The 19,489-nt window shown below is 43.5% G+C and carries 17 protein-coding genes; 8 read left to right on the top strand and 9 right to left on the bottom strand.

Translation table 11 applies throughout. The features are described from left to right. Positions 1-93: 93 nt before the first annotated feature. On the bottom strand, positions 94-1,338 hold the full coding sequence (locus B9N89_RS10255) for a hypothetical protein (protein ID WP_132317777.1): 1,245 nt from the start codon (positions 1,336-1,338) through the stop codon (positions 94-96). A gap of 192 nt (positions 1,339-1,530) precedes the next feature. Here B9N89_RS10255 and B9N89_RS10260 point away from each other — a divergent pair, with 192 nt between their 5' ends. From B9N89_RS10260 to B9N89_RS10270, 3 genes are all read left to right on the top strand, one after another. Beyond that, on the top strand, positions 1,531-2,244 hold the full coding sequence (locus B9N89_RS10260) for a GNAT family N-acetyltransferase (RefSeq protein ID WP_132317775.1): 714 nt from the start codon (positions 1,531-1,533) through the stop codon (positions 2,242-2,244). A gap of 8 nt (positions 2,245-2,252) precedes the next feature. Beyond that, entirely contained in the window at positions 2,253-3,485 is a 1,233-nt protein-coding gene (locus B9N89_RS10265) for an FG-GAP repeat domain-containing protein (RefSeq protein WP_132317773.1), read from the top strand. Positions 3,486-3,779: 294 nt separating this feature from the next. Beyond that, entirely contained in the window at positions 3,780-4,715 is a 936-nt protein-coding gene (locus tag B9N89_RS10270; RefSeq protein ID WP_132317771.1) for a cupin-like domain-containing protein, read from the top strand. Here B9N89_RS10270 and B9N89_RS10275 read toward each other — a convergent pair. Together B9N89_RS10275 and B9N89_RS10280 are read right to left on the bottom strand one after the other, a co-directional pair. Next, a complete protein-coding gene (locus B9N89_RS10275) occupies positions 4,687-6,048 on the bottom strand; it encodes a LamG-like jellyroll fold domain-containing protein (RefSeq protein ID WP_132317769.1) in 1,362 nt (453 codons plus the stop codon). The two genes, B9N89_RS10270 and B9N89_RS10275, sit on opposite strands and share 29 nt — an antisense overlap. A gap of 23 nt (positions 6,049-6,071) precedes the next feature. Next, positions 6,072-6,944: a TIGR02147 family protein gene (locus B9N89_RS10280; protein ID WP_132317767.1), complete on the bottom strand. Its 873-nt coding sequence runs from the start codon at positions 6,942-6,944 to the stop codon at positions 6,072-6,074. A gap of 246 nt (positions 6,945-7,190) precedes the next feature. Between B9N89_RS10280 and B9N89_RS10285 the strand changes: the two genes are divergently transcribed. Then, positions 7,191-8,516: a hypothetical protein gene (locus tag B9N89_RS10285; protein ID WP_132317765.1), complete on the top strand. Its 1,326-nt coding sequence runs from the start codon at positions 7,191-7,193 to the stop codon at positions 8,514-8,516. A 65-nt stretch (positions 8,517-8,581) separates the two neighbouring features. On the opposite strand, the gene B9N89_RS10290 is transcribed toward B9N89_RS10285, so the two are convergent. From B9N89_RS10290 to B9N89_RS10310, 5 genes are all read right to left on the bottom strand, one after another. Continuing rightward, on the bottom strand, positions 8,582-9,874 hold the full coding sequence (locus B9N89_RS10290) for a sensor histidine kinase (RefSeq protein WP_132317763.1): 1,293 nt from the start codon (positions 9,872-9,874) through the stop codon (positions 8,582-8,584). A 79-nt stretch (positions 9,875-9,953) separates the two neighbouring features. Continuing rightward, entirely contained in the window at positions 9,954-10,826 is an 873-nt protein-coding gene (locus B9N89_RS10295; RefSeq protein WP_132317761.1) for a pirin family protein, read from the bottom strand. 261 nt (positions 10,827-11,087) lie between these two features. Then, a complete protein-coding gene (locus B9N89_RS10300; RefSeq protein WP_132317759.1) occupies positions 11,088-11,969 on the bottom strand; it encodes a hypothetical protein in 882 nt (293 codons plus the stop codon). A gap of 34 nt (positions 11,970-12,003) precedes the next feature. Continuing rightward, on the bottom strand, positions 12,004-12,981 hold the full coding sequence (locus B9N89_RS10305) for a hypothetical protein (RefSeq protein WP_132317757.1): 978 nt from the start codon (positions 12,979-12,981) through the stop codon (positions 12,004-12,006). After that, positions 12,978-14,033, bottom strand: a complete 1,056-nt coding sequence (locus tag B9N89_RS10310) for a hypothetical protein (protein ID WP_132317755.1) — start codon at positions 14,031-14,033, stop codon at positions 12,978-12,980. The genes B9N89_RS10305 and B9N89_RS10310 overlap by 4 nt, the downstream gene beginning before the upstream one ends. Positions 14,034-14,433: 400 nt before the next feature. Here B9N89_RS10310 and B9N89_RS10315 point away from each other — a divergent pair, with 400 nt between their 5' ends. The 4 genes from B9N89_RS10315 to B9N89_RS10330 all read left to right on the top strand — a co-directional run bounded on the left by B9N89_RS10315 (position 14,434) and on the right by B9N89_RS10330 (position 18,346). Next, on the top strand, positions 14,434-15,303 hold the full coding sequence (locus tag B9N89_RS10315; RefSeq protein ID WP_132317753.1) for a hypothetical protein: 870 nt from the start codon (positions 14,434-14,436) through the stop codon (positions 15,301-15,303). 9 nt (positions 15,304-15,312) lie between these two features. Further along, positions 15,313-16,170 carry a hypothetical protein gene (locus B9N89_RS10320; RefSeq protein ID WP_132317751.1) on the top strand — a complete coding sequence of 286 codons (858 nt, stop codon included), beginning with the start codon at positions 15,313-15,315 and terminating at the stop codon, positions 16,168-16,170. An 11-nt stretch (positions 16,171-16,181) separates the two neighbouring features. Beyond that, positions 16,182-17,057, top strand: coding sequence for a hypothetical protein (locus B9N89_RS10325; protein ID WP_132317749.1), 876 nt, complete (start codon positions 16,182-16,184; stop codon positions 17,055-17,057). A gap of 182 nt (positions 17,058-17,239) precedes the next feature. Next, positions 17,240-18,346, top strand: a complete 1,107-nt coding sequence (locus B9N89_RS10330) for an ABC transporter substrate-binding protein (protein WP_132317747.1) — start codon at positions 17,240-17,242, stop codon at positions 18,344-18,346. An 8-nt stretch (positions 18,347-18,354) separates the two neighbouring features. Here the strand turns inward: B9N89_RS10330 and B9N89_RS10335 are convergent, their stop codons facing one another. Beyond that, a complete protein-coding gene (locus B9N89_RS10335) occupies positions 18,355-19,482 on the bottom strand; it encodes a PP2C family protein-serine/threonine phosphatase (protein WP_132317745.1) in 1,128 nt (375 codons plus the stop codon). Positions 19,483-19,489: the final 7 nt, after the last annotated feature.

Genomic DNA, 19,489 nt, shown 5'->3' on the forward strand with positions numbered 1-19,489 from the left:
CCTAAAGATCTTATAGCACAAAGGGTTCCAATATAGGCCCCAGTTGTGACTAGCACTTTATTGCTTTGACTTCCCACGTTCAACAGCCAATCCTCAAAATTGAATTAGATAGCCCAATGTGACCAGCCTTCGCGTGGCAGCAAGTTGAGACTCTAAATTCTTTGTTTCGGAATAATCCCCCGATATCGATATTTCACTCGGTGGAGGTTTGCCCTCCTGAGGTAAACCCAATCTGTAACGAAACTCAATATTCATAGCTCGAACATAGTTTTCACTGACAATATTACCATTATTCTCCTGATCTGCATTGCTTACTACGAACTGAAATACTGATTGGGTCGAAGTTTCTGCACTGAGGCTAACAAGTGTAGTATCAGTAATCGAACTAGCCGACCCCTCTTCAGTGGATGTGAAACTTCGATTCCACTCAACTCTGAAGCTATTAGCGAATGACTGACTACTTACTTGTTCACTCAAACTATCGGGCGACGAAGACAGAATGTTATCGTCATCGTGCTTCGTAGTCTCAAGGCTTTGAAGAACTCGATTACGGTAGAATAGGTAGGTATAAGATGCACCTCCTGTCCCAAAAGTAAGTGTATCACCTTCCGTTTCTGACCTGGTCTGTCCACCTTGAATTGCTACAATGCCTCTCTCAGAAAGCCGATAGCTATAATTCAAACCCCAGAGTGCTGTGGAACTTTCAGAGGAGTTCAATGGCTTTTGTATCCCGTACTGAATGGTGCTTCGCAGACTACTTCTTACACTGAGTACGCGAAGCAAGGATGCCGATACAGTTTTAGTCTCAACGTCTTGATTGTAGGTATCGAGAGTCTGAATTGACGCCGACAGAGAGTAATTGGAGAGTGCACTGAGATTGTGACTATAGGTCGCATTGCCTAGTAAAAAGCGATATTCAAGTTCATTAGGATCTTCTACCAATAGAGTATCCTCTAGTGTTAAGCTTTGTGTTACATCCTGACCTTTCCCCCAATTTCCAGTGAGAGATACTGATAATTGACCAGTATGATACAGAGCAACGTAGGTTAGATTCAAGCCTAGGTTAGAGAATGTTCGATCTTCGGAGAATGCCCGTCCTGATCCACCAATAATGCTTTGTGTGTAGGTTTTGTTCCCAAACGCCTGAATAAAGCTCTGATTTACTCCTACTCTTCCAGCCGAAAATCTTTCGCTTTCTACTTCATTACCATCGTTTTCAGTTCTATTTTCAACTTTCAAAACCTCGAATTCAATTCGAGTAGGAGCGGATTGGCAAAAAGCAGCCTCCTCGTTCCCAACCATAAAAAGAAAAATATTAAAAACCAGAACTCTGAGCATATCAAAACCTGAGATATACATGTATCAACTGCAATGGTATCGGACGCACGGCTCGACTCTTGAGTGTTAAGTCAGTAAATTTCGTGATTTAACCAAGGGATTGGAAAAAAGATGACAGTTACTAGAAACGCAGATTCAAGATTCAGGTGTATCGAGCGATAACGACTCCAGCTCATATAATGTGGAGTGATCATGTTTCTGAAGGAATTTCGAAATCAACTCAAGTTCGGAGGCTGGCGCGCAGCACTTATCTTCGCAGGCTTTCGTTTCATGAATAGAATAATGTACTTCGATATACTACACACTATGACATTAGAGCTAAAGAACATCGATAGTAAGTATTTAAAAGATCCAGAAGCACCTATTGTTGGGCGATTTCTGACCCCAGAAGAGATCAAAAAGTTTTCAAAAAATAGTAAATATCAGCTTACAAATGACTTTTTGCCAGAAAGTCTGGATCACGGTGACATGTGCTTCGGCTTTGTGGATGGTGATGTTCTCGCTGCCTACGGTTGGTACTCTAAAAAGCCCACACGAGTCACAAACGAGTTTGCCGTCAACTTTAGCAATGACTGGGTATATATGCATCACGGCTACACAAATCCAGATTACCGCGGCAAACGACTCCATGCAATCGGAATGGCCAAGGCGGTTGCTGCCTTTCAAGAACAAGGTTACCGAGGGCTAGTCTCGATTGTAGCATCCGAAAATTCAAATTCCTTAAAGTCTGTAAAACGAATGGGTTACGAACTTACTGGCAAAATATACCTCTTCGCAAGACTGAATCGATATCTCGTATACCAGGACAAAGGAGCGAAAGACTGTGGCATGTGGTTATCACCAAGACATGAAACTCTAAATGCCTATGTCATGAACAGGCCTGAAAATGATAGAAGTGCAGCTTGATAAGGGTCATGAAAAACTACAAAACACTAGTCATTGTATTCCTAATCTTTTTGTTTTCTGGTGCTTTTTGTAAAAGAACGCAAGAATCTTCAGTATCAAATTCTCCTCAGTCTTTGTTTAATGATGCAAGCCAGTTGCTTCCCGAAGAAGCTAGATACCGGATGTGTATGGATGCCCAATCAATTGATCTCGACCAAGATGGCGACATGGATCTTATCCTTGCCATTGAATTCGGGGAGAACATTCTACTAATAAACGACGGCTCCGGCACCTTTGCAATCGACCAAAGCTTTCCAAAATCCAAACGAGATAGTGAAGATATAGCTGCGGCTGATTTCAATCTCGATGAGGCCATTGACATCATCATCGTTACTGAGGACGACCAAATAAACGAATCCTACCTATCCAATTCAGTTGGTAAATTTGATCGACGTGAGGATAATATATCTGACCATGGGATCACCAATGGTGTAGCCTTCTCTGACTTCGACAATAAACTTGGCCCTGACCTAGTTTTCGCCAACAAGGGAGAGAATTTTCTTCTTCTCAACGATGGCAAGGCCAACTTTAAAAAAGTATTTCTCAATGACAATACCGATACGAGCCAAGATGTAGAGCTAGGTGATCTTGATGGCGATGGCGATCTAGATATTGTCATCGCCAACGAGGGAAAAAACCAGATGTTGATAAACCAAGGTCAACTCAAATTTCAAGACGAATCGGAAACCAGACTTGCCGGGGGATTCCCGTTAACGGAAACCCGTGACATCGACTTGTTCGATATTGATGGGGATGGAGACCTAGATATTTTTACAGGCAATGTCAGATTGTTCCATAAATACGATGCTCAGAATCGAATCTATATTAACGACGGCAATGGCTTTTTCACTGAAGAAACCGGAAATCGTTTGCCTACAGATAGCTTGAATACCTTTGACGGTGACTTTTTCGATTTTGATCGCGATGGCGATTCTGACCTTGTCACAGCCAATGGCAATTTATGGGCCAACGCAGGACGAACCTACACATTCTTGGCAAATGATGGCAATGGTAAGTTCACCGTGCTTGAAGACGAGTCCGTCCCTAGGGTTCAGGGGGTGGATGGGTTTGATGTTGAATTTGCTGACTTCAACAATGATGGCCTAGGAGATCTCTACTTCTGTAGCCGTGGACGAAAAGATGGGGGCAATACTGACTACCTATTTATAGGCCGCCCATCATCTCAGTTTCCTGGAAAGTAGATAGGTGAGCTGTGCAATGAAGAATACCGGCCATAGGAACCAAAGCAGCATTACGTAAACACCCGAAGCGAATAAGGGTGGATGATCCTGATTTAGGAAGCCGGGGACTTTAAACCACCTGTCGGGATTGTTTGATATCACTATCATAGTGTAAGCTGCGAATAATGCACCAAAGATAACGTAAGCCAGCTTCATTTCTTTCCATAAGTAAAATTTTAATCCTTGGAATTATAAGGATAGTTATTCCAAAAAGATAGCTATTTATTTCTGATTGTATTCCGATAGGAGGGTCTCATGAGCCTTGGGGAGGAAGCAACCATTAAAGCAGCTTATTCTACAGCCCAAAATCAAAACCTAATGGTATACGACTATAAACAGATCAATCCGCAGATACTATTCAGGGATCACATTAGGGCACGCAAACCAGCCCTGATCAAGAATGCAGTCCATGGTAGTTGGGCTCCCTGGTCTTGGACAATTAGCTCTCTTGTCCAAAGATATGGCGATAAATCGATCACTTACCGTAGTCCGGCAGGTGATCAAGTTGGTGATTTAGCGAATGTAGTTGAAAAAGCTTTAGGTTCCAATAACGAGAAGGTGTACCTACGAAACCTGAGGATCGTAAAAGACCTTCCCGAGCTTGCTGATGAGCTATTTCCTTTACCTGACATTTTGAGAGGAGATTGGAAATCCACCTTTCTTCTACCCAATAATTGGCTCTTAGGTAAGCATATTATCGAGCTTTTTGTCTCGAAACCGGGTATCACATTTCCCGTTCTACACCTTGACTATTGGGGTATGGATGGATTCATATGTCAGGTTGAAGGACATAAGCAGTTCGTCTTATTCTCACCTGACGATACGCCCTATCTCTATCCAACAGCAGAGAATCCATTGCTTTCTGCCGTCGACCCCTTTCAACCAGACTTCAACAAGCACCCTGAGTTTAAAAACGCCTCAATGGTACTGATAGACTTAGAACCAGGGGATGTGCTTTACAACCCCGGTTGGTGGCATACAACAAAAACATTAAGCCAATCGCTCACCATCATATTTTCTACCTGGAACTCAGGAAATTGGGGACAGATGATACGAGAGCTTGTTAAGGCAAACTTCAAAAGTGAGCCAAGCAAAAGCGCAGTGATAGCTTCCTATCTAGCGCTAGTGGCAATTCCCTTGTTTATGTGGGAACAGTGGAGGATCAAGGCAACTGGTACTTATCCTTCATAAAGGCGAACATTTGCTCGATCTCAGCCTCAGACAGTTCTCGATCAAAGAGTATAAATTCAGACAGATTGCCACCAAAATTATCGACACTTCCCGACGAGGATGCTCCTAGGTAGAATCTGGGATTTTCGCCGATATTGAGAGCACCCCCGGTTTCTTCTGAACCTGTCATTGGTTGAGCAATACCATTTACGTAGGCTGTTCTCACAGGGCCAGTTGTATCCCCACCTGAATAAGTTGCGACAATAACTGTAGGTAAACCCTGGGGAGTCGGAGCGTAGTAGGCGTTGTTTCGATAGAACGAATAAGCCAGGTTACCCTCTTCAGTACCAGCAGCAACGTACTGATTGATATCGTTCGAACCAAAACTGAAGAATCTCTGATTCCGGGTCGTATCCAAGAAGTTACCAACAAACACGATAGTATGGGCTACGAATGTAAGATTAGTATTCTCATGCACGAATCGATCGTTGTTGCCGTCAAACTCAATTGCTGGCAATGAACCTATCCGACTCCCATGAAGTATAGGTCGTCTGGATCGTTCACCTTGTTGTAAATTGAATCCACCACCGCTAATATCTTTCCAGCAGCCAATTGCATCGCCATCATTGATGGCCGGGATAGAGCAATCACGATCTAAGAATAGGGACTCGATTTGTGTGCTATCAAAGTGCAAGATGCGACCATCATTGATCGGCATGGGGCCTAAGAAAGCCTCGTCCTTGATGGGCTGTTTTGGAGCTTCAATGTTATCAACTTGAATCTCACCAGCTGTAAATTCGTTTCTAAGAATGTAAGAGCTTGGATTTTCCTCTTCACCTACGGCTTCTAAGGCTTCAGATTTTTTAAATGTAACGTATACTGAAGTTCGAGTACCTTCTGACACCTCTATCGAGGTGCTTACCTTGTATGACTCTATACTATCATCAGAAATGATATCAAAGTTACCAGAGCTAGTAGCAAAAGTTCCAGCACGCTGAGGCTCGAAGAACAATTCAAGTTCTGTATATTCACCAATGGCAACAGGCTCATTAATAAATAGGTAAGTCAACCAGCGATTATCCTCATCCATGGAGATATCTAGGGTTGGATCTCCTTCAAACTCGTATACAACGTTGCCATCAGAAGACTTCAAATTTACTTGGGTTAGACTAAGTGTAACTCCTTCATCAGTCTCAAATTCTGAACCTGATAGAATCACTGAGACCTCGGGCTTAGCCTTTTTTTCTTTTCCCTCAAAATCCTTTGGATTGCCAATATGAATGCTACAGCCGGTGAGCAACAGGAATGCTCCCCACCACTGACCTAGTTTTATTATTTTTATCTTTGATCCCATTTATACCCTCTATACCTACTCTCTCAGTTATCTAAATGACTCACGGGAAATAATTGAACGTTAAGTTGAACGACCTTCTTCTTATTCTCTACAGATTCCAGCCTAGCCTGAAGGGCTTCGTTGAAATCGTGAATCAATGTCTTTACCTCTTGAAGTGTTTGTTCATCACAGCTAAAAGTGACAGAACTAATGTCACGCTGTTCGTGGCTGACTCTTGTAATGGAGTCTTTGGCTAGCTCAATCATTCTCTGGTGATATCTTATAAAGCCAATTCCAGTAACTTCATGACCACTAGTAATCGTGGTCTTTTGAGGCTTGTAACGATTTGCTTCAGCATCAAATTCGATGAGTCCAAGGTTCTCAAGAAGTGCAACACTTTCTTCAACCTGCTTAATTTTAATACTTGGATTAACCTGGGAAGCAATCCAGTTCAGATCATTCCTACATTGATCTAGTTGAAGGACTTCAAGGACAATGGGGTGATACCAAACACTAAAGAACTCAAGCCACCTGCGATCTTGCTCGGATTCGAGAACATCCATTTTCAAGGCAACCAGCCTGGTGAAGATCTCATCCCGCTTGATACCTGAAATCTCATTGCGATACTCCACCAAAGTCTCAAAGTACTTTTTCTGGGTACTCTTTAAGTCAAGAGCAATACATATCTTTTTTGCTGACTTGAGTGTGAGTTTCCGGTAACCTCTTACAATTTGGTGGATCACGTTGGTTCCTGAGAAACCCAAATCTGTTGCAAATTGGATATAAGAATAGCTTTCAGATTGGGCCTTAACCGACTCGTAGATCTTCTCTATATATTGTATGCAATCAAGATACGCTGTAACGGGGTTATCCCTGCAGAATTCCTTGATTAATTTCTTGCCTGTTCGCAATGCCATATGATTCCCTCTATTCGATACACCTTCATCGGCATTTCCTATCAAAACTTTAGAGTAGCCAAATATTTTGTATACTTCTTGATCGCCACATAGTGACTTCGATATACATATTTTTGTATACTTTCATAATTCTATAACTAGCTGCTTATATTTATTTATATTGCTTATCACTAAAGTATTTTGAGATTTTGCCGATAGGTTTTGTAGATTTCAGGCAAGAACGAAGCTGGAATCTAGGGGTAAATTTTGGATATACATAAGGGGTTTGAGATGCACTACGATAAGTCATGGAATCTAGAGGCGATTCGCACCACACAAGAGAACATTGGTAAAGAACTGCTACCATTTCTTCAAAATGATATGTATGTCCAAGGCATCGAGCACTGCCTTCACAAGATCCTGCCCCTTGAAGATAACCAGCACAGCGATCTGACGATCGTATGCTATATTATTAGTACACTGAACCTAATCTCATTTTCACGAGAAGCAAATACAGAATATAAGGTGCTCGTCGCGAAGCTAGAGAAAATCGCTAAAGCATTGTTAGACAAGAACAATATCAAAGCAGGGAAGTCAAAGCTTAGTTTTCTTCATGGTCAACTCAAGCAAAGCCTAGCAGCCATACTAAAGAGTGATGGAGATACTTGGGGAGCCCTGTGGGAATCAAGCCTTGGCTTGTTCCTGTCACGAGGCAGCGCCAACCCTGTTCTTCCCTTTCAGCATGTGAGTTTCGCTCTTCAAACCATAGACCGAGGTTTTCCTCTGCGAGTTATGGATATTTTGGATGAGATGAATGAAACCCTCAGCTCTGAATACGATCAAAGCTACTTGGGTCTTCTAAGAATCAAAGCTTTACGACTTTCTGGCCAACATGAGAAGAGTGAAGACATCATCAATCAGCAAATTGCCAAGCAAGGTGAAAGTGATCGCTTGCTTTGGGAAAAGCACTTTACTCGCGCTATCGCTTACGGTGAATCTCGCGAATTGCATCGATTTTTGTTTGGCAAGAACAAAAGTAAGCTTGACTACTCGGAAGCGTATATCAAATATGCATTCTGGATGAAGGCTCAACCTAAGAAAGTCTACACCAAACTTTGCCCAAAGGTTGCGTCGATCAAAAGGATTCTAAAAGGCTATACGAACAACTCTAAATTCAAAAAGCTATTTAAAGTTCTTAGCGCGATCGAAGAAGCATACGATGTTAATATTCCCATCATCACACGAGTCAACAAAATTGGTCGTATCATGCCAATCATTGAGACTCTTGAAGCTGAGTATCGCATTCTAGCCCTAGCATCCATAGTACGTTTTCTAAATCAGAGACAGAAGCAGATGGCTTCTCTATTTCACGGGGAGTATCAGTCTCAGTCATTAAAAATGAGTGAAGGTAAGAACTGCGACATATTCAAGCTATTTGAAAACTCGTCCGAGCTTGAGACTATCAAACCTTTCTACAACACCTTACACAAGGCACCAGAGAAAGAAGAGTCTCAGAAAGTACTAAATCCAATCGATAAAGCACTTTTTCGATCTACATGGCAAGATCTTAAAATGAGTACTTTTGCATCTTAGTCTCATATACCCTACTGCATACCCAAAGGTAGCCTTGAAGCAAGGCTACCTTTTTCTACTACAAATCAGGCTCCCAGTCGATACCGCTCCTCTGCTAGAATCGGACTCTTGATTCGAAAAACTGTCTTTCCCTTGCGGCTTCGGAAGCTTAGATCCCAGCCCACCGTATCGCAGATACTCGCCACGAGTGATAGACCAATTCCACTGCCGAGACCAACATCTTTAGTAGTAAAAAACGGATCAAATATCTTATCATGGATTTCTGCCGGAATCCCAGGGCCGTTGTCCCTCACTTCAAACACCGTTTGTTCTTGATCCTCGAATACAGAAAGTTTTACTTCAGGATCTATAGTTTCAGATGAAACCAACGCATCGATAGCATTGTCCACTATCACACGAAGGGATATTTTAAGAGGCTGCGGGAAACCTCGGATGGAGCCAATATCCTGAGCAATTTCACATCGAACATCCACTTTATGGCCTTGAATCTTAGGCCCTAACAACTCTAGGACCTCACCGACTATTTCTCCCACATCAAATATCTCAGCTCGAAACTGATTTTCTGTATTATTTCGCGTCATGGTGAGGAGACTGGTAGTAATCGAGCCAATGCGATCGAGATTGCTTTCAATTCTCTGAATCTTTGGAATAAAATCGCCAGCCTCATGGGGTATTTGACGCTGGATTTTTTTCTTTAGCTGCGTAAGGTAGCCCTTTACAATAGCTAATGGGTTATTAATTTCATGGGCAATCCCCCCAGAGAATACTCCTAGGGCTGCAAGCTTGTCTTTCGATCGCAGCTCCTTTTCCTGTGATTCAATACGAGCATAACTAATCTTCATAGCATAGGCTGCAAATGCTGCCCCAGCGTAGGCGAAACAGTACGCAACCATCCGATCGATACAAACAGCAGAGTCAATATACGAATAATCAGGAATTGGCCGCCACAATTCTAAGAACAAACCTAGATCAAATAAGACGACCCAGATGGTGATAAAGGCTCCCCAAGCAAAGCTCACTAGATTTGTCGCTGTGAAGATTACAATCGGAATAAAGTTATGGTTGCCTACCAACGGTGGGTAAACAGTCACAAGAATCATTCCATGAAGAGTCGCAGTCACGACAAAGGTCATGAACATAGCTCCGACACGCCAGGGTATTAAGCGGGGGATCAAAAACCCCACCGCTGATAGAACAACAGCCAGGCCTAGAATGATAACTTGATTCTCTATAGCTTGGCTCGGTGGGCGTAAAATTGCCACAAGCACTGCAGCAATAGCAGCACTGAAAAGGATAAACCGTGTCACCCTTAGTTTGAATTGGATGACGGCATCGGTTGCCTTCTTATTCCCTTGCACCGTGAAAAGCTCCTTTGGTTCTACATCGATATCGACCCAAATTTGAACTACTTTAGGAGCTTATCCACAGTGCAAGATATCATTCAGGAAGTGGAATCACTTCATCTTCATTGATAACTTTGGGAAATTTATCATTCTTCCAATCATCTTTAGCTTGTTCGATCTTGTCTTTCGAACTCGAAACAAAATTCCACCAGATGTGACGCTTTTCTGGGAAAACCGAGCCACCAAAAAGCATAAATTCGCTATTTTCATCTGCTTGGAATGCGACGGTTGTTCCTTTTTTAAAGCTGATTAGGCTAAAACGGGTGTGAATATCGCCTTCAACCTTGATTTTACCCTTAACAACATAAAGTGCACCCTCTTGGTCTGAAGAGAGTTTCATTTCAAATCTTTTACCCTTAGACGCCCGACCATTGAAATAGAACAGATCAGAATAAACGGGCACCGGAGACTCAGCTCCCAAACCCTTGCCCGCAATCAAGCGAAGCTGGATTCCATTTTCCTCTATATGAGGTAAACTCTCTTCTTTGAAGTGAACAAAGCTTGGCTCGACATCTTCAGAATTTTTTGGTAGAGCCACCCAAAGCTGAATACCTTCTAGCTCAAGAGCTTCACCTTTGATCGGGGCCTCTGATCGCTCCGAGTGTACGATTCCCTTACCTGCTGTCATCCAGTTTACTTCTCCCGGCCTGATGGGCTGTTCGTTACCTAAACTATCCCGATGCATAATTTCACCAGTGAAGAGATAAGTGATGGTGGAAAGCCCAATATGAGGGTGGGCTCGCACTGTCATTTTCTTATCATTCAGCAGTGTCACCGGACCCATGTGATCCCAAAAAATGAAGGGGCCAATCATTCTTTTCTTGATAGACGGTAAAGCTCGACGCACTTGAAAGTTATCTCCTAGATCCTTCGCTTTTGGATCGATCACTAATTCAACATTGCTCATGATTCACCTTCCTTTTCTTCCAGACTGCATAGAGTTTCTTCACTGGGGTATTATTCGGCGACTGGGCCTTTGACACAATAGTGAATCTGGCAAAAGACTGTTCATGAAGCCGAACAATGCCACACAAAGATCCTTGAACGATTCTATTATGTTAATTTGTCTGGGGAGTTAAAGGTTTCAGAGTCGGGTTGGGTGGTCAGCAACCACCCAACCCTAGGCTAGCGACTAAAGCTGCCAGGGGGGTCTGGTCAAGGACTTGCCTCACCGGAGGATATGTTCACTGAGATTGGTCAGTAGACCCTGCCTTACATGGCTTGCTTGAGCTGTAGCAAGGTCACTCATCACTTGCTCTGCTACTTCTGGAAAGCCGTTGTGATTGACTTGAAGCCGAATGATCGTGATTAAGACACTTCCATCTCCATCCGTTCCAATCGTCACTGTCAGAGTATTGTATACAAGATAATCATCATTTTCTGACGCAAGCAAGTGCTCCGCGCCGATTCCTATATGAGAGTTACCCCCTTGTACCTGAAAGCTATTGAGTTCAGTCTGTCTTTGATTGCTGAATCTTTGTCCATCAGGGGTGACCACAAACGTCTCATAATCGAGCTCACTCTTACCAAATTGCAGATCGCCACCCACACTATCATCTAAGTTTTGCACAACGCGACCACGCTGCTGGACGTAGTCGAAATTCGAAGCTTGTACCATGAACGAGCCAATATCAGCACTCCGAACCCATTTAGGTTGAATTGGAACCCGATAGACAGTGGCAAATACACCATGGCTACGCTGTTCATCCTGTTCTAAGGCCAAACGCACGGATCGAGGACGATCAGCTACGGCTTCAGCGTAACGATCTAAGTCGTGGAACACTTGGTTTGGCTGACCATCGGTACATAGATAACTTAGCTCTTCATTAAAGTCAGATTTCAGCGGCAGGAGGAAGACGTGGGTGCAGAACAATTCTTTTAGATCATCTCGAACTTGTCCCTGATAAAAATCTAGATCCACATGTGTTTCCAGATCAATGACATCAAGTGAAGTCATAGTGCTACTATCTACTTGACTATGTTCTTTTTGTTCACAAGCTCCTAATGCCAGTGAAAGGACCAACCAGGCCCCAAATGCACTCCTTTTCATTGAATAAACTCCTTTGCATGCGTGTAATCCTTTTCTATTCTGGCAAGAAGAAGTTAATTTCAGACTGAGACCCCATATTGGCCTTCAATGCTGAATACTCTCTTGTTTCGTGATTGATGTAAGTTTCTGCCCAAATCAAAAGACCAAGTCCCCTCGTCTCCTCCTCGGTTCCGAAGCGATAGCTCATACGATAGGCCCGATCTGACTCCACAGCAACTCCCTGAGGGGTGGTGACTTTCGGTTCAATTTTCTCAACGAGAACAGATCCAATATAGGTTTTGCCTTCCACTAGATTGGGATTATTGGTACTGATCACAGTGGCCTTAATTTCAGTAAACGCTCTGAAATCACCAATCTCCTCGTCGTATCGCTCTGGGTCTGCGGCAGGCGACATGGCTGCGGGGTAGCCGGGTTCAAACCGCACTTCGGTACGGTACCCCCCCAATGTAGAGACTAAATAGTCTGATCCAGGAAGAGTGCAAAGAATATCTTTCCATTCTGGATCAAAATTTGATCGCAGAGGAAAGGCTTCGGAATCAACTTTGCCTCGAAAGTCTTCAGCCTGCTCTGACGCTCCAGTAGTTACAATCGAGGTATCAGCGATCACTTCTCCTGTAACAAGATCAGTGGCTCCGGTACCAAGAACATCGAGAGAAAAATCGAAGAAACTTCGCACTTGGCTACTCCCTAGGCGAACCTTGGCGTCAATATCAATATACACATGGGCCAAACCACCAAAGAAGTTTCTTCGATACTGATATACAAGTGTTTGATCGAAGAACAATGCTTCCGTATCAGAAAGGTCAGGAAAGCCACATTGATTCAGCGGATTCACTTCGTCAATCTCTTCGTCAGCTGGGCGAACTGCATCCCCAGTATCAAGAAAGTCTTTATCGTCGTCCTGATAGTCACCCAAGACGGCATCGAGACTTTCTTGACTTTCTTGATTTTCATTCTTTTTTGTACATTGGCTAAGAGTTAGTCCAAGTAAGATTAAAATGACTATTTTCATGGTTGGGTCTCCATACTGCTAGGAAAGGGCTCAGCGCCTTCCTTGTAGAGGTACTGAAGATCAGTTCCAAGATCTGAAGCAAAGTTCTGATACTCTTGTGTTTCGTGATCGATATAAACTTCTGACCAGAGCAGCATCCCGAGATCTGCCGTAGTACGTCTATCTTTAAAGGAATTGGTCACCCGATAGGCAACGTTGCCTTTGAGATCCATCCGCGGAGTGACTCTCGTTGCTGGAAGTCTCTCTATAAAAACACTACCGGTGATCTTCTGTCCGACAGACAATCGCGGATTGTTAGTTCTTAAGATCTCAGCCGTAATGTTGGGAAAGTGCCGAAACCTTCCAATCTCTGACTCGAATCTCTCAGCGATAGGATTCGGCGATACTCCAGTTGGCAAGGGTGGTGTAAATTTAATTTCGGTTTCATAGCCACCAATAGTCGTAACTGAGGTGCCTGCGAACGCCACGGTACAAACAAGGTCTGCCCACTCATCAGGAATTGGGTTTTCCTTGTCAGGCGCAATATTGGTAGTAGTTCCCGTAAACATCGCCGCCTCGCCCATGGCTTGATCCATGACTGGCTGTAAATTTATGGCTTCCTCGCCTTTGTAATTTGCAGCGACTCCTCTGATATTAAGATCGATAGTAAAGTCACTTCTAGCCTGAGTATTCTTCATATAGATCGTGGTGAAGATATCGATATATACATCTAATAGGCCGCTAATCAGAACTCTTTGGTAAGGGTTCACCATGGCTTGCTCTAAGATCACTGCTTGAGAATTTAGTGGGTCAGCTAATCCACATTCATCTTCAAGAATCTTCGCAAGACTTGGTGCTTTTGGCTTCTTTGTTTCCTCTAGCTCTTGGAACGGATCGTCCGCCGAAACCACTGGAACATCTAAAACTTCTTCATTATTAGTAGCTTCAGAGCCGACGTTCGCGCTGTTCGTCTGAGCACTTTCGACAAAGTCGTTACTCTTTTCCTCAGTGCAATGAAGCTGACAAAGCACGATTAACGGCATTATGAGCAAACGCGCCCGAAAACGACTCATGGATTCCTCCTCATTTAACCTTTAGACCCATTAACGCAAGGTTCATGCCCAGCTATGTACCTAATATACCGAGGAATAACTCAACAAGAACTGATGGGTAGAAAACTTGGAATCGCAATATATCCAATTATTACTGATACTTACATGACTAGACACAGATCTGATGAGCATATAGTCAGTGGTGATCACAAAAATAGGATCGCGACTTCTAAAAAACAGCGTTAAAGCAAGTATTATCCAACATTTTCAGCAGATTATCATAATCTAGACTTTGGCCTCGTCGGAATTCCACCATCACATTATTTTGGATGCTCGTGATTTGATTGAGCATTTAGAGTCAACTGATTGGCCTAATGGTTGCAGACTCTGAGTTACAACGCAATTTAAGGAGCTGACTATCATGAAGATGACGTTCTTCACGATTGGTCTCATCTTGAGTCTCTGGTCTTGCCAGAAGAATCAGGACCAATCTGTGTCTAAACATCGAGAGAAGCAACATCACAGTGGCATTAAGTTTGTTTTACCGGAAGAGAACAAGGTACCTCTTACTCTAGAAGGATTCTGTTCCGGCATCCCCAACGTTCAGGCCATCACAAGCCAGAATATCACTCAAGAGCTCGAAGTTTTATGCAGCAATGGAACACCAAGTACTGTTTTCCAGCAGATCTATTCCAACCCCTATCAAGGATCTGGGAACACCGAAGACTTTATCGTGAGACTTCCCCAAGACGCAGATCTTACAGGCGAGCTAGTCCAGATCTTTATAGCTTATGGAATGAAGATTCCCAAAAATGCTGTACCAACTCTCATTGCTGAGGAGCCGATTGCGTTACTGCCCTATCAGGAAGGAATTTTAACAATCAACGCTCAGTTCCTAGCTCCACCTGAGAACCAAGGGGATGCTGATACATCTTTCATTGTGGAACAAACAACAGATGTGAATCGTCAAAACAACCCTCAAGTTATCTTTAAAGATATTTCGAAGCATCGGCTGAATATGTATCGCCTTCACCCCAATAACTTTGACTTTTTCATGGCTGCTAGAACCCTCATGGAAGAAACAGAACAGTTCAAAAAGTCAAATATTGTTCGAGGTGTGATGGCAGACCCAGAAAACCCAGATGCTAGTACATATGTATTCTCCATTGTAAACGTCATCATGAACTCCCGCGGAGATCCTGATGGCAATATAGCCGAAGGCACGACAGATACATTCTTCGATTTCTTTAATGCATCTATCGCAAACAGCTATAATGCCCAGACTCAATAGGAGAGCACCATGACAAAGATAAATCAAACCTTTAAGATACTCTTGATTGTCATCAGCTCCTGCGCTGGTGAGCAAGGTGGCTTTGATAGTGAGCAGCAGTCTGGCCAGGCGGTAGGTGTTGGCGAAGATAGCACTATAGCGACTGTGGTTGATGGACGCCCGGTAGAGCAAGTCCTTTGTCAAGACGGCCCAACTGTTATCGAGAGCCGCGGCAATGGCGATTTTTCAAGGCAGTTCGCTTACATTTGTGAAAACGGCAGCACGAATCAGGTTTTTAAAGATATTGTAATGTCATCCTATGAGGGTGGTGAGTTAGCCCAGGTCCAAACGCTTCACAAGGTTACCAGCCCGCTTTATGTTACCGAGTTTGCCTTTGCTTTCGCCATCAAGGTTCCACTTGTTGATCCAAGTCAATTTGCAGACTACCGGGCTCACGATATTTTCGCTGAAGGAATTAGCACAGACTCATCTAACCTGGTCATCAACGTTGCCTCAAGGGACTCGTTCCCAGGTCGGGGCAGCATCGAATCAGTAGTACTCGACTATGATCTAAAAACTGCTCATGGTGCTGCTATCTTCGATAAGAGACAAACAGAGTTCAACACGTACCTTTTGGTAGAAGATAATCGTGATGTTGTAGTCTCCACAGAACATCTAGTCGATGTCGAAACGAACCCGAGCTATCACTTAAGCAATGGCCTTACGATTGGTGTCACTGCAGGAGACGGCTACTCCTACATTATTTTTATTACCGAGCTGATCATCAAGGATCGTATTGATCCAGTGAGATTAGAAAAAGCCCTACTAGATTTGAATCAGGAAGTATCAAAGATGCTTTATGAACATATCACTAATACCGAGATTTAAGGAGCAGTCCAATGCGCGTTTCACACATGTCAATTTTTTTAACTCTTCTGGCTACAGCATGCAACCAGGCGGCAACCAATTCAGAAGAAACAAGTCGCGGAAGCACTGGTCAACCAGAGCAACAGGCTGAAGTCGCAGGGGTGGAACTTGATGAAGATGGCAATCTTAACTATGTTGAGCTTTACTGTAAACACGTTGACAAATTACGACTTCGCGCTGATGTTAATACTGAACTTTCCTACATGTGTGACAACGGAACACCAACTGCTATGATGAGTGAATATCGCCAGGCAGCCCTTGATGCAAACCCAGGTGAAATCAATCTTGAAACTCTTGTAGTTGAGCACTCTGAAGCTGATGATACCTCAGAGTTCCTTATAGCCTGGGCTTTCTATGTGCCTATCCGCCCCTTTGAGGTCAAAGAACGACCTATTTATGATTTCGTGGCTCAAAACTACGAAGGCCAGAGCGTGACACTAGAGTCTACGGCTTCTCGTAAAGCGGATAGCGGTCTTGACTATGGCCTCCATCTTTGGAGCACCGATATGAACTACAAAGTCACAATCCAAGCTACAGAAACAAACTTCTTGAGCAGTGAACGAAACACGGAGTACAACCTTTATCAGGTTCAATCGGGCAATGAAGAGATGGGGTTTGGTGTCGAGACTTTGGTGGACACAAACAATCCAGACTTCCTTGAGTCAACCATGATCAACCTTTCATTCAATGACGGAAGTGGTTTCAATAATGGTGCTGGTGGTACCGTAGTGATCACCATGCTTCACTTTATACTTAACAACCAGGGTTTCCCAGAAACGGCAACCCAATCGATTAATGAAATCGCACAGCATACGGCTGACGCAATGTACTCAGGACTTAGCAAGTAACATAGCTGGAGGGTATTCCTAAGATAAAACCTCAGTTCCTACCTCACCCATGCTAGCTCCGGGGGCACAGCGCTCGGAGCTTTTATAACCCAAGTTCTTCAAAGTTCTCAGCTCAATCTTTCTTTGCATTCTAGCCTTCCGAAGATATAATCGTCATATCATAACGATTATCCGGAGATCCTATGAAACGCTTAGTTTTTTGTCTAGCCTTTGCTGTGTTCATATCAGGCAGCGCCCACTCCTCAGGTGTAACCGATACTAAGATAGTTTTAGGCACAGTGAATGCAACCAGTGGCCTAGCTAAGGCTTTGGGTACAGGAATGAACCAGGGGCTTTCAGCCTACTTTGATAAAGTCAACAAAGAGGGGGGAATCCATGGAAGAACCATTGAAGTCATATTCAAGGATGATGGCTACGAGCCGCGTTACACCTTAAGCAATCTCAAGGAAATAGAAAGCAAAGTACTAGCCTACATCGGCTTTGTAGGAACACCTACAAGCCGCACTGCAATCAAGTATAGTGAACGTTCTGAAATGGTCTACTTCGGAGCATTTACCGGGGCAAACTTACTAAGGACAGCAGAAACTCCTCATGTCTATAATGTTCGCGCGAGCTATGACCAAGAGACCAAAGCTTTGGTCGATCACTTCGTTTCAACGGGCAAGAAACGCTTCGGTGTCTTTTTCCAAAAAGATGCTTATGGCAAAGCGGGACTTAGCGGAGTCAAGAAAGCACTTGGCTCCCACAAGCTGGAAGTACTAGCTAAAGGCAATTATCGCAGAAACTCTCTGAGGGTTGAGAAGGCTATTGAGAAACTAAAACAAGAAAAGCTGGATGCGATTATCATGATTGGCGCCTACCAACCTTGTGCAGAAGCCATCAAGAAAATGAAAAGTATGGCTGAATTCAAAGGAACTCAATTCGCAAACATTAGCTTTGTTGGGACTTCCGAACTCATCAACGAACTTGGTGATCAGGGAAACGGCGTAATCATCAGCCAAGTCATGCCCTCCCCTTGGACATCAAAACTGCCTATTGTAAAGGAGTATCGCGAGCATATTAAAGACTATAGTTATGTCTCCCTTGAAGGGTTCGTCGTCGCCAAGGTCTTTGCGGAAGCTCTTCGAAAGATTGGCAAAAATATAGATAAACAAGCGCTACATCAAGGCCTTAGTAAGTTTAAGAAGGACATTGGTGGTCTAACGTTCGACTTTGATAATCCCGCTCGACAGGCTCTACAGAAAATTTATCTTACTAGAATCCAGAAGGGTAAACCTGTAGCTTTGTGAAACGGGTTTCAAACAGCCTTTAGTTTTGCCTTGCTAGCCTTGCGCTCAATCAAGATAAAGGCTGTGTCATCTGTTTGATAGCTACTCTCAAAATTTTGCGCAGTTCTTACCAGTTCATCAAACAGTTCAGGCATTGAATTGGACTTTATTTGTTCAATGAGTTTTTTATCATCGAGATGGACTCCTTCCACAGAGCTGTTTTCAAGCAAGCCATCGGTGTAAAGAAAGAAACTACTGCCTGAAGCCATGTCTATTTGTTGCACTTTTGTATATGGTTCAGATGAAAGACCAAGGGGTCGACTACCTTGGATTACTGTCTTCACTCGATCTTCTAACTTAAAGTACGAGGCATTATGTCCAGCATTCAAATAGTAGGCTTTATGGAAGCAATAGTCGATACATATAAACGTCATCGTCATCCAACGCTCACTTTTCCGACCGATGTCCAAGACATTAAGGTTGGCCGTATCCGCTAAATGCCGAAGCATGTCTTCCGGCGACGAATCGCCTGGAAAAATTTTAAAAACGGTCATAATACTACCCGCAGTTGATCCAGTCACAAGTGCAGAAGCGATCCCGTGCCCGGTGACATCACCGATCATCACATATAGGCGTGAATTCTCATGATCGTCGTAAATCGAGTACCAATCTCCTCCTACCGCTAGTGAAGGATGGTAGTAAGCCTTCACCCGGTAGCCCTCGATCTCTGGGAGTTCGGGTATCAAGAATGAATCCTGAACCACTTTCGCTGCGTCCAAATCCTTGCGAATAAGATGGCTATTAAACTCCGCTTGGCGTCTTTTCACCTCAATAATCTTAAGTTTGTAACCTAAAGCTAAAGACAGAATGATGATCTGCACCCCGGAGCCGATGAGGTTACCGTATTTCGCATAGAACGTGGGGGCAATGATCCCTCCAGATACGAAGATTTGAAGCAAACTGCCAACGATGAAAACCAACCAAGCCACAAAGAAAAAGTATGCCGGGACATAGCGTTTGCTACACGATACTACACTGCAAATCAGGGTCAGAAATGAAAATGCTCCCGATGTATGGGTAACCAAGCGAACACCGATACCATAGTCATAGAAGATCGCTATAACAACAAAGATAAGGCTTCCAGCACTGATTATCATGGATCGA

The sequence above is a fragment of the Pseudobacteriovorax antillogorgiicola genome (genome assembly GCF_900177345.1).
Classification (GTDB): Bacteria; Bdellovibrionota_B; Oligoflexia; order Oligoflexales; family Oligoflexaceae; genus Pseudobacteriovorax; species Pseudobacteriovorax antillogorgiicola.

Excerpts from the sequence above, each read along its gene's own strand:
- B9N89_RS10270 (WP_132317771.1), top strand. The coding sequence starts at position 3,780 with ATGAGCCTTGGGGAGGAAGCAACCATTAAAGCAGCTTATTCTACAGCC.
- B9N89_RS10265 (WP_132317773.1), top strand. The coding sequence starts at position 2,253 with ATGAAAAACTACAAAACACTAGTCATTGTATTCCTAATCTTTTTGTTT.
- B9N89_RS10255 (WP_132317777.1), bottom strand. The coding sequence starts at position 1,338 with ATGCTCAGAGTTCTGGTTTTTAATATTTTTCTTTTTATGGTTGGGAAC.
- B9N89_RS10300 (WP_132317759.1), bottom strand. The coding sequence starts at position 11,969 with ATGAAAAGGAGTGCATTTGGGGCCTGGTTGGTCCTTTCACTGGCATTA.
- B9N89_RS10295 (WP_132317761.1), bottom strand. The coding sequence starts at position 10,826 with ATGAGCAATGTTGAATTAGTGATCGATCCAAAAGCGAAGGATCTAGGA.
- B9N89_RS10275 (WP_132317769.1), bottom strand. The coding sequence starts at position 6,048 with ATGGGATCAAAGATAAAAATAATAAAACTAGGTCAGTGGTGGGGAGCA.
- B9N89_RS10280 (WP_132317767.1), bottom strand. The coding sequence starts at position 6,944 with ATGGCATTGCGAACAGGCAAGAAATTAATCAAGGAATTCTGCAGGGAT.
- B9N89_RS10330 (WP_132317747.1), top strand. The coding sequence starts at position 17,240 with ATGAAACGCTTAGTTTTTTGTCTAGCCTTTGCTGTGTTCATATCAGGC.
- B9N89_RS10260 (WP_132317775.1), top strand. The coding sequence starts at position 1,531 with ATGTTTCTGAAGGAATTTCGAAATCAACTCAAGTTCGGAGGCTGGCGC.
- B9N89_RS10305 (WP_132317757.1), bottom strand. The coding sequence starts at position 12,981 with ATGAAAATAGTCATTTTAATCTTACTTGGACTAACTCTTAGCCAATGT.
- B9N89_RS10310 (WP_132317755.1), bottom strand. The coding sequence starts at position 14,033 with ATGAGTCGTTTTCGGGCGCGTTTGCTCATAATGCCGTTAATCGTGCTT.
- B9N89_RS10325 (WP_132317749.1), top strand. The coding sequence starts at position 16,182 with ATGCGCGTTTCACACATGTCAATTTTTTTAACTCTTCTGGCTACAGCA.
- B9N89_RS10315 (WP_132317753.1), top strand. The coding sequence starts at position 14,434 with ATGAAGATGACGTTCTTCACGATTGGTCTCATCTTGAGTCTCTGGTCT.
- B9N89_RS10335 (WP_132317745.1), bottom strand. The coding sequence starts at position 19,482 with ATGATAATCAGTGCTGGAAGCCTTATCTTTGTTGTTATAGCGATCTTC.
- B9N89_RS10320 (WP_132317751.1), top strand. The coding sequence starts at position 15,313 with ATGACAAAGATAAATCAAACCTTTAAGATACTCTTGATTGTCATCAGC.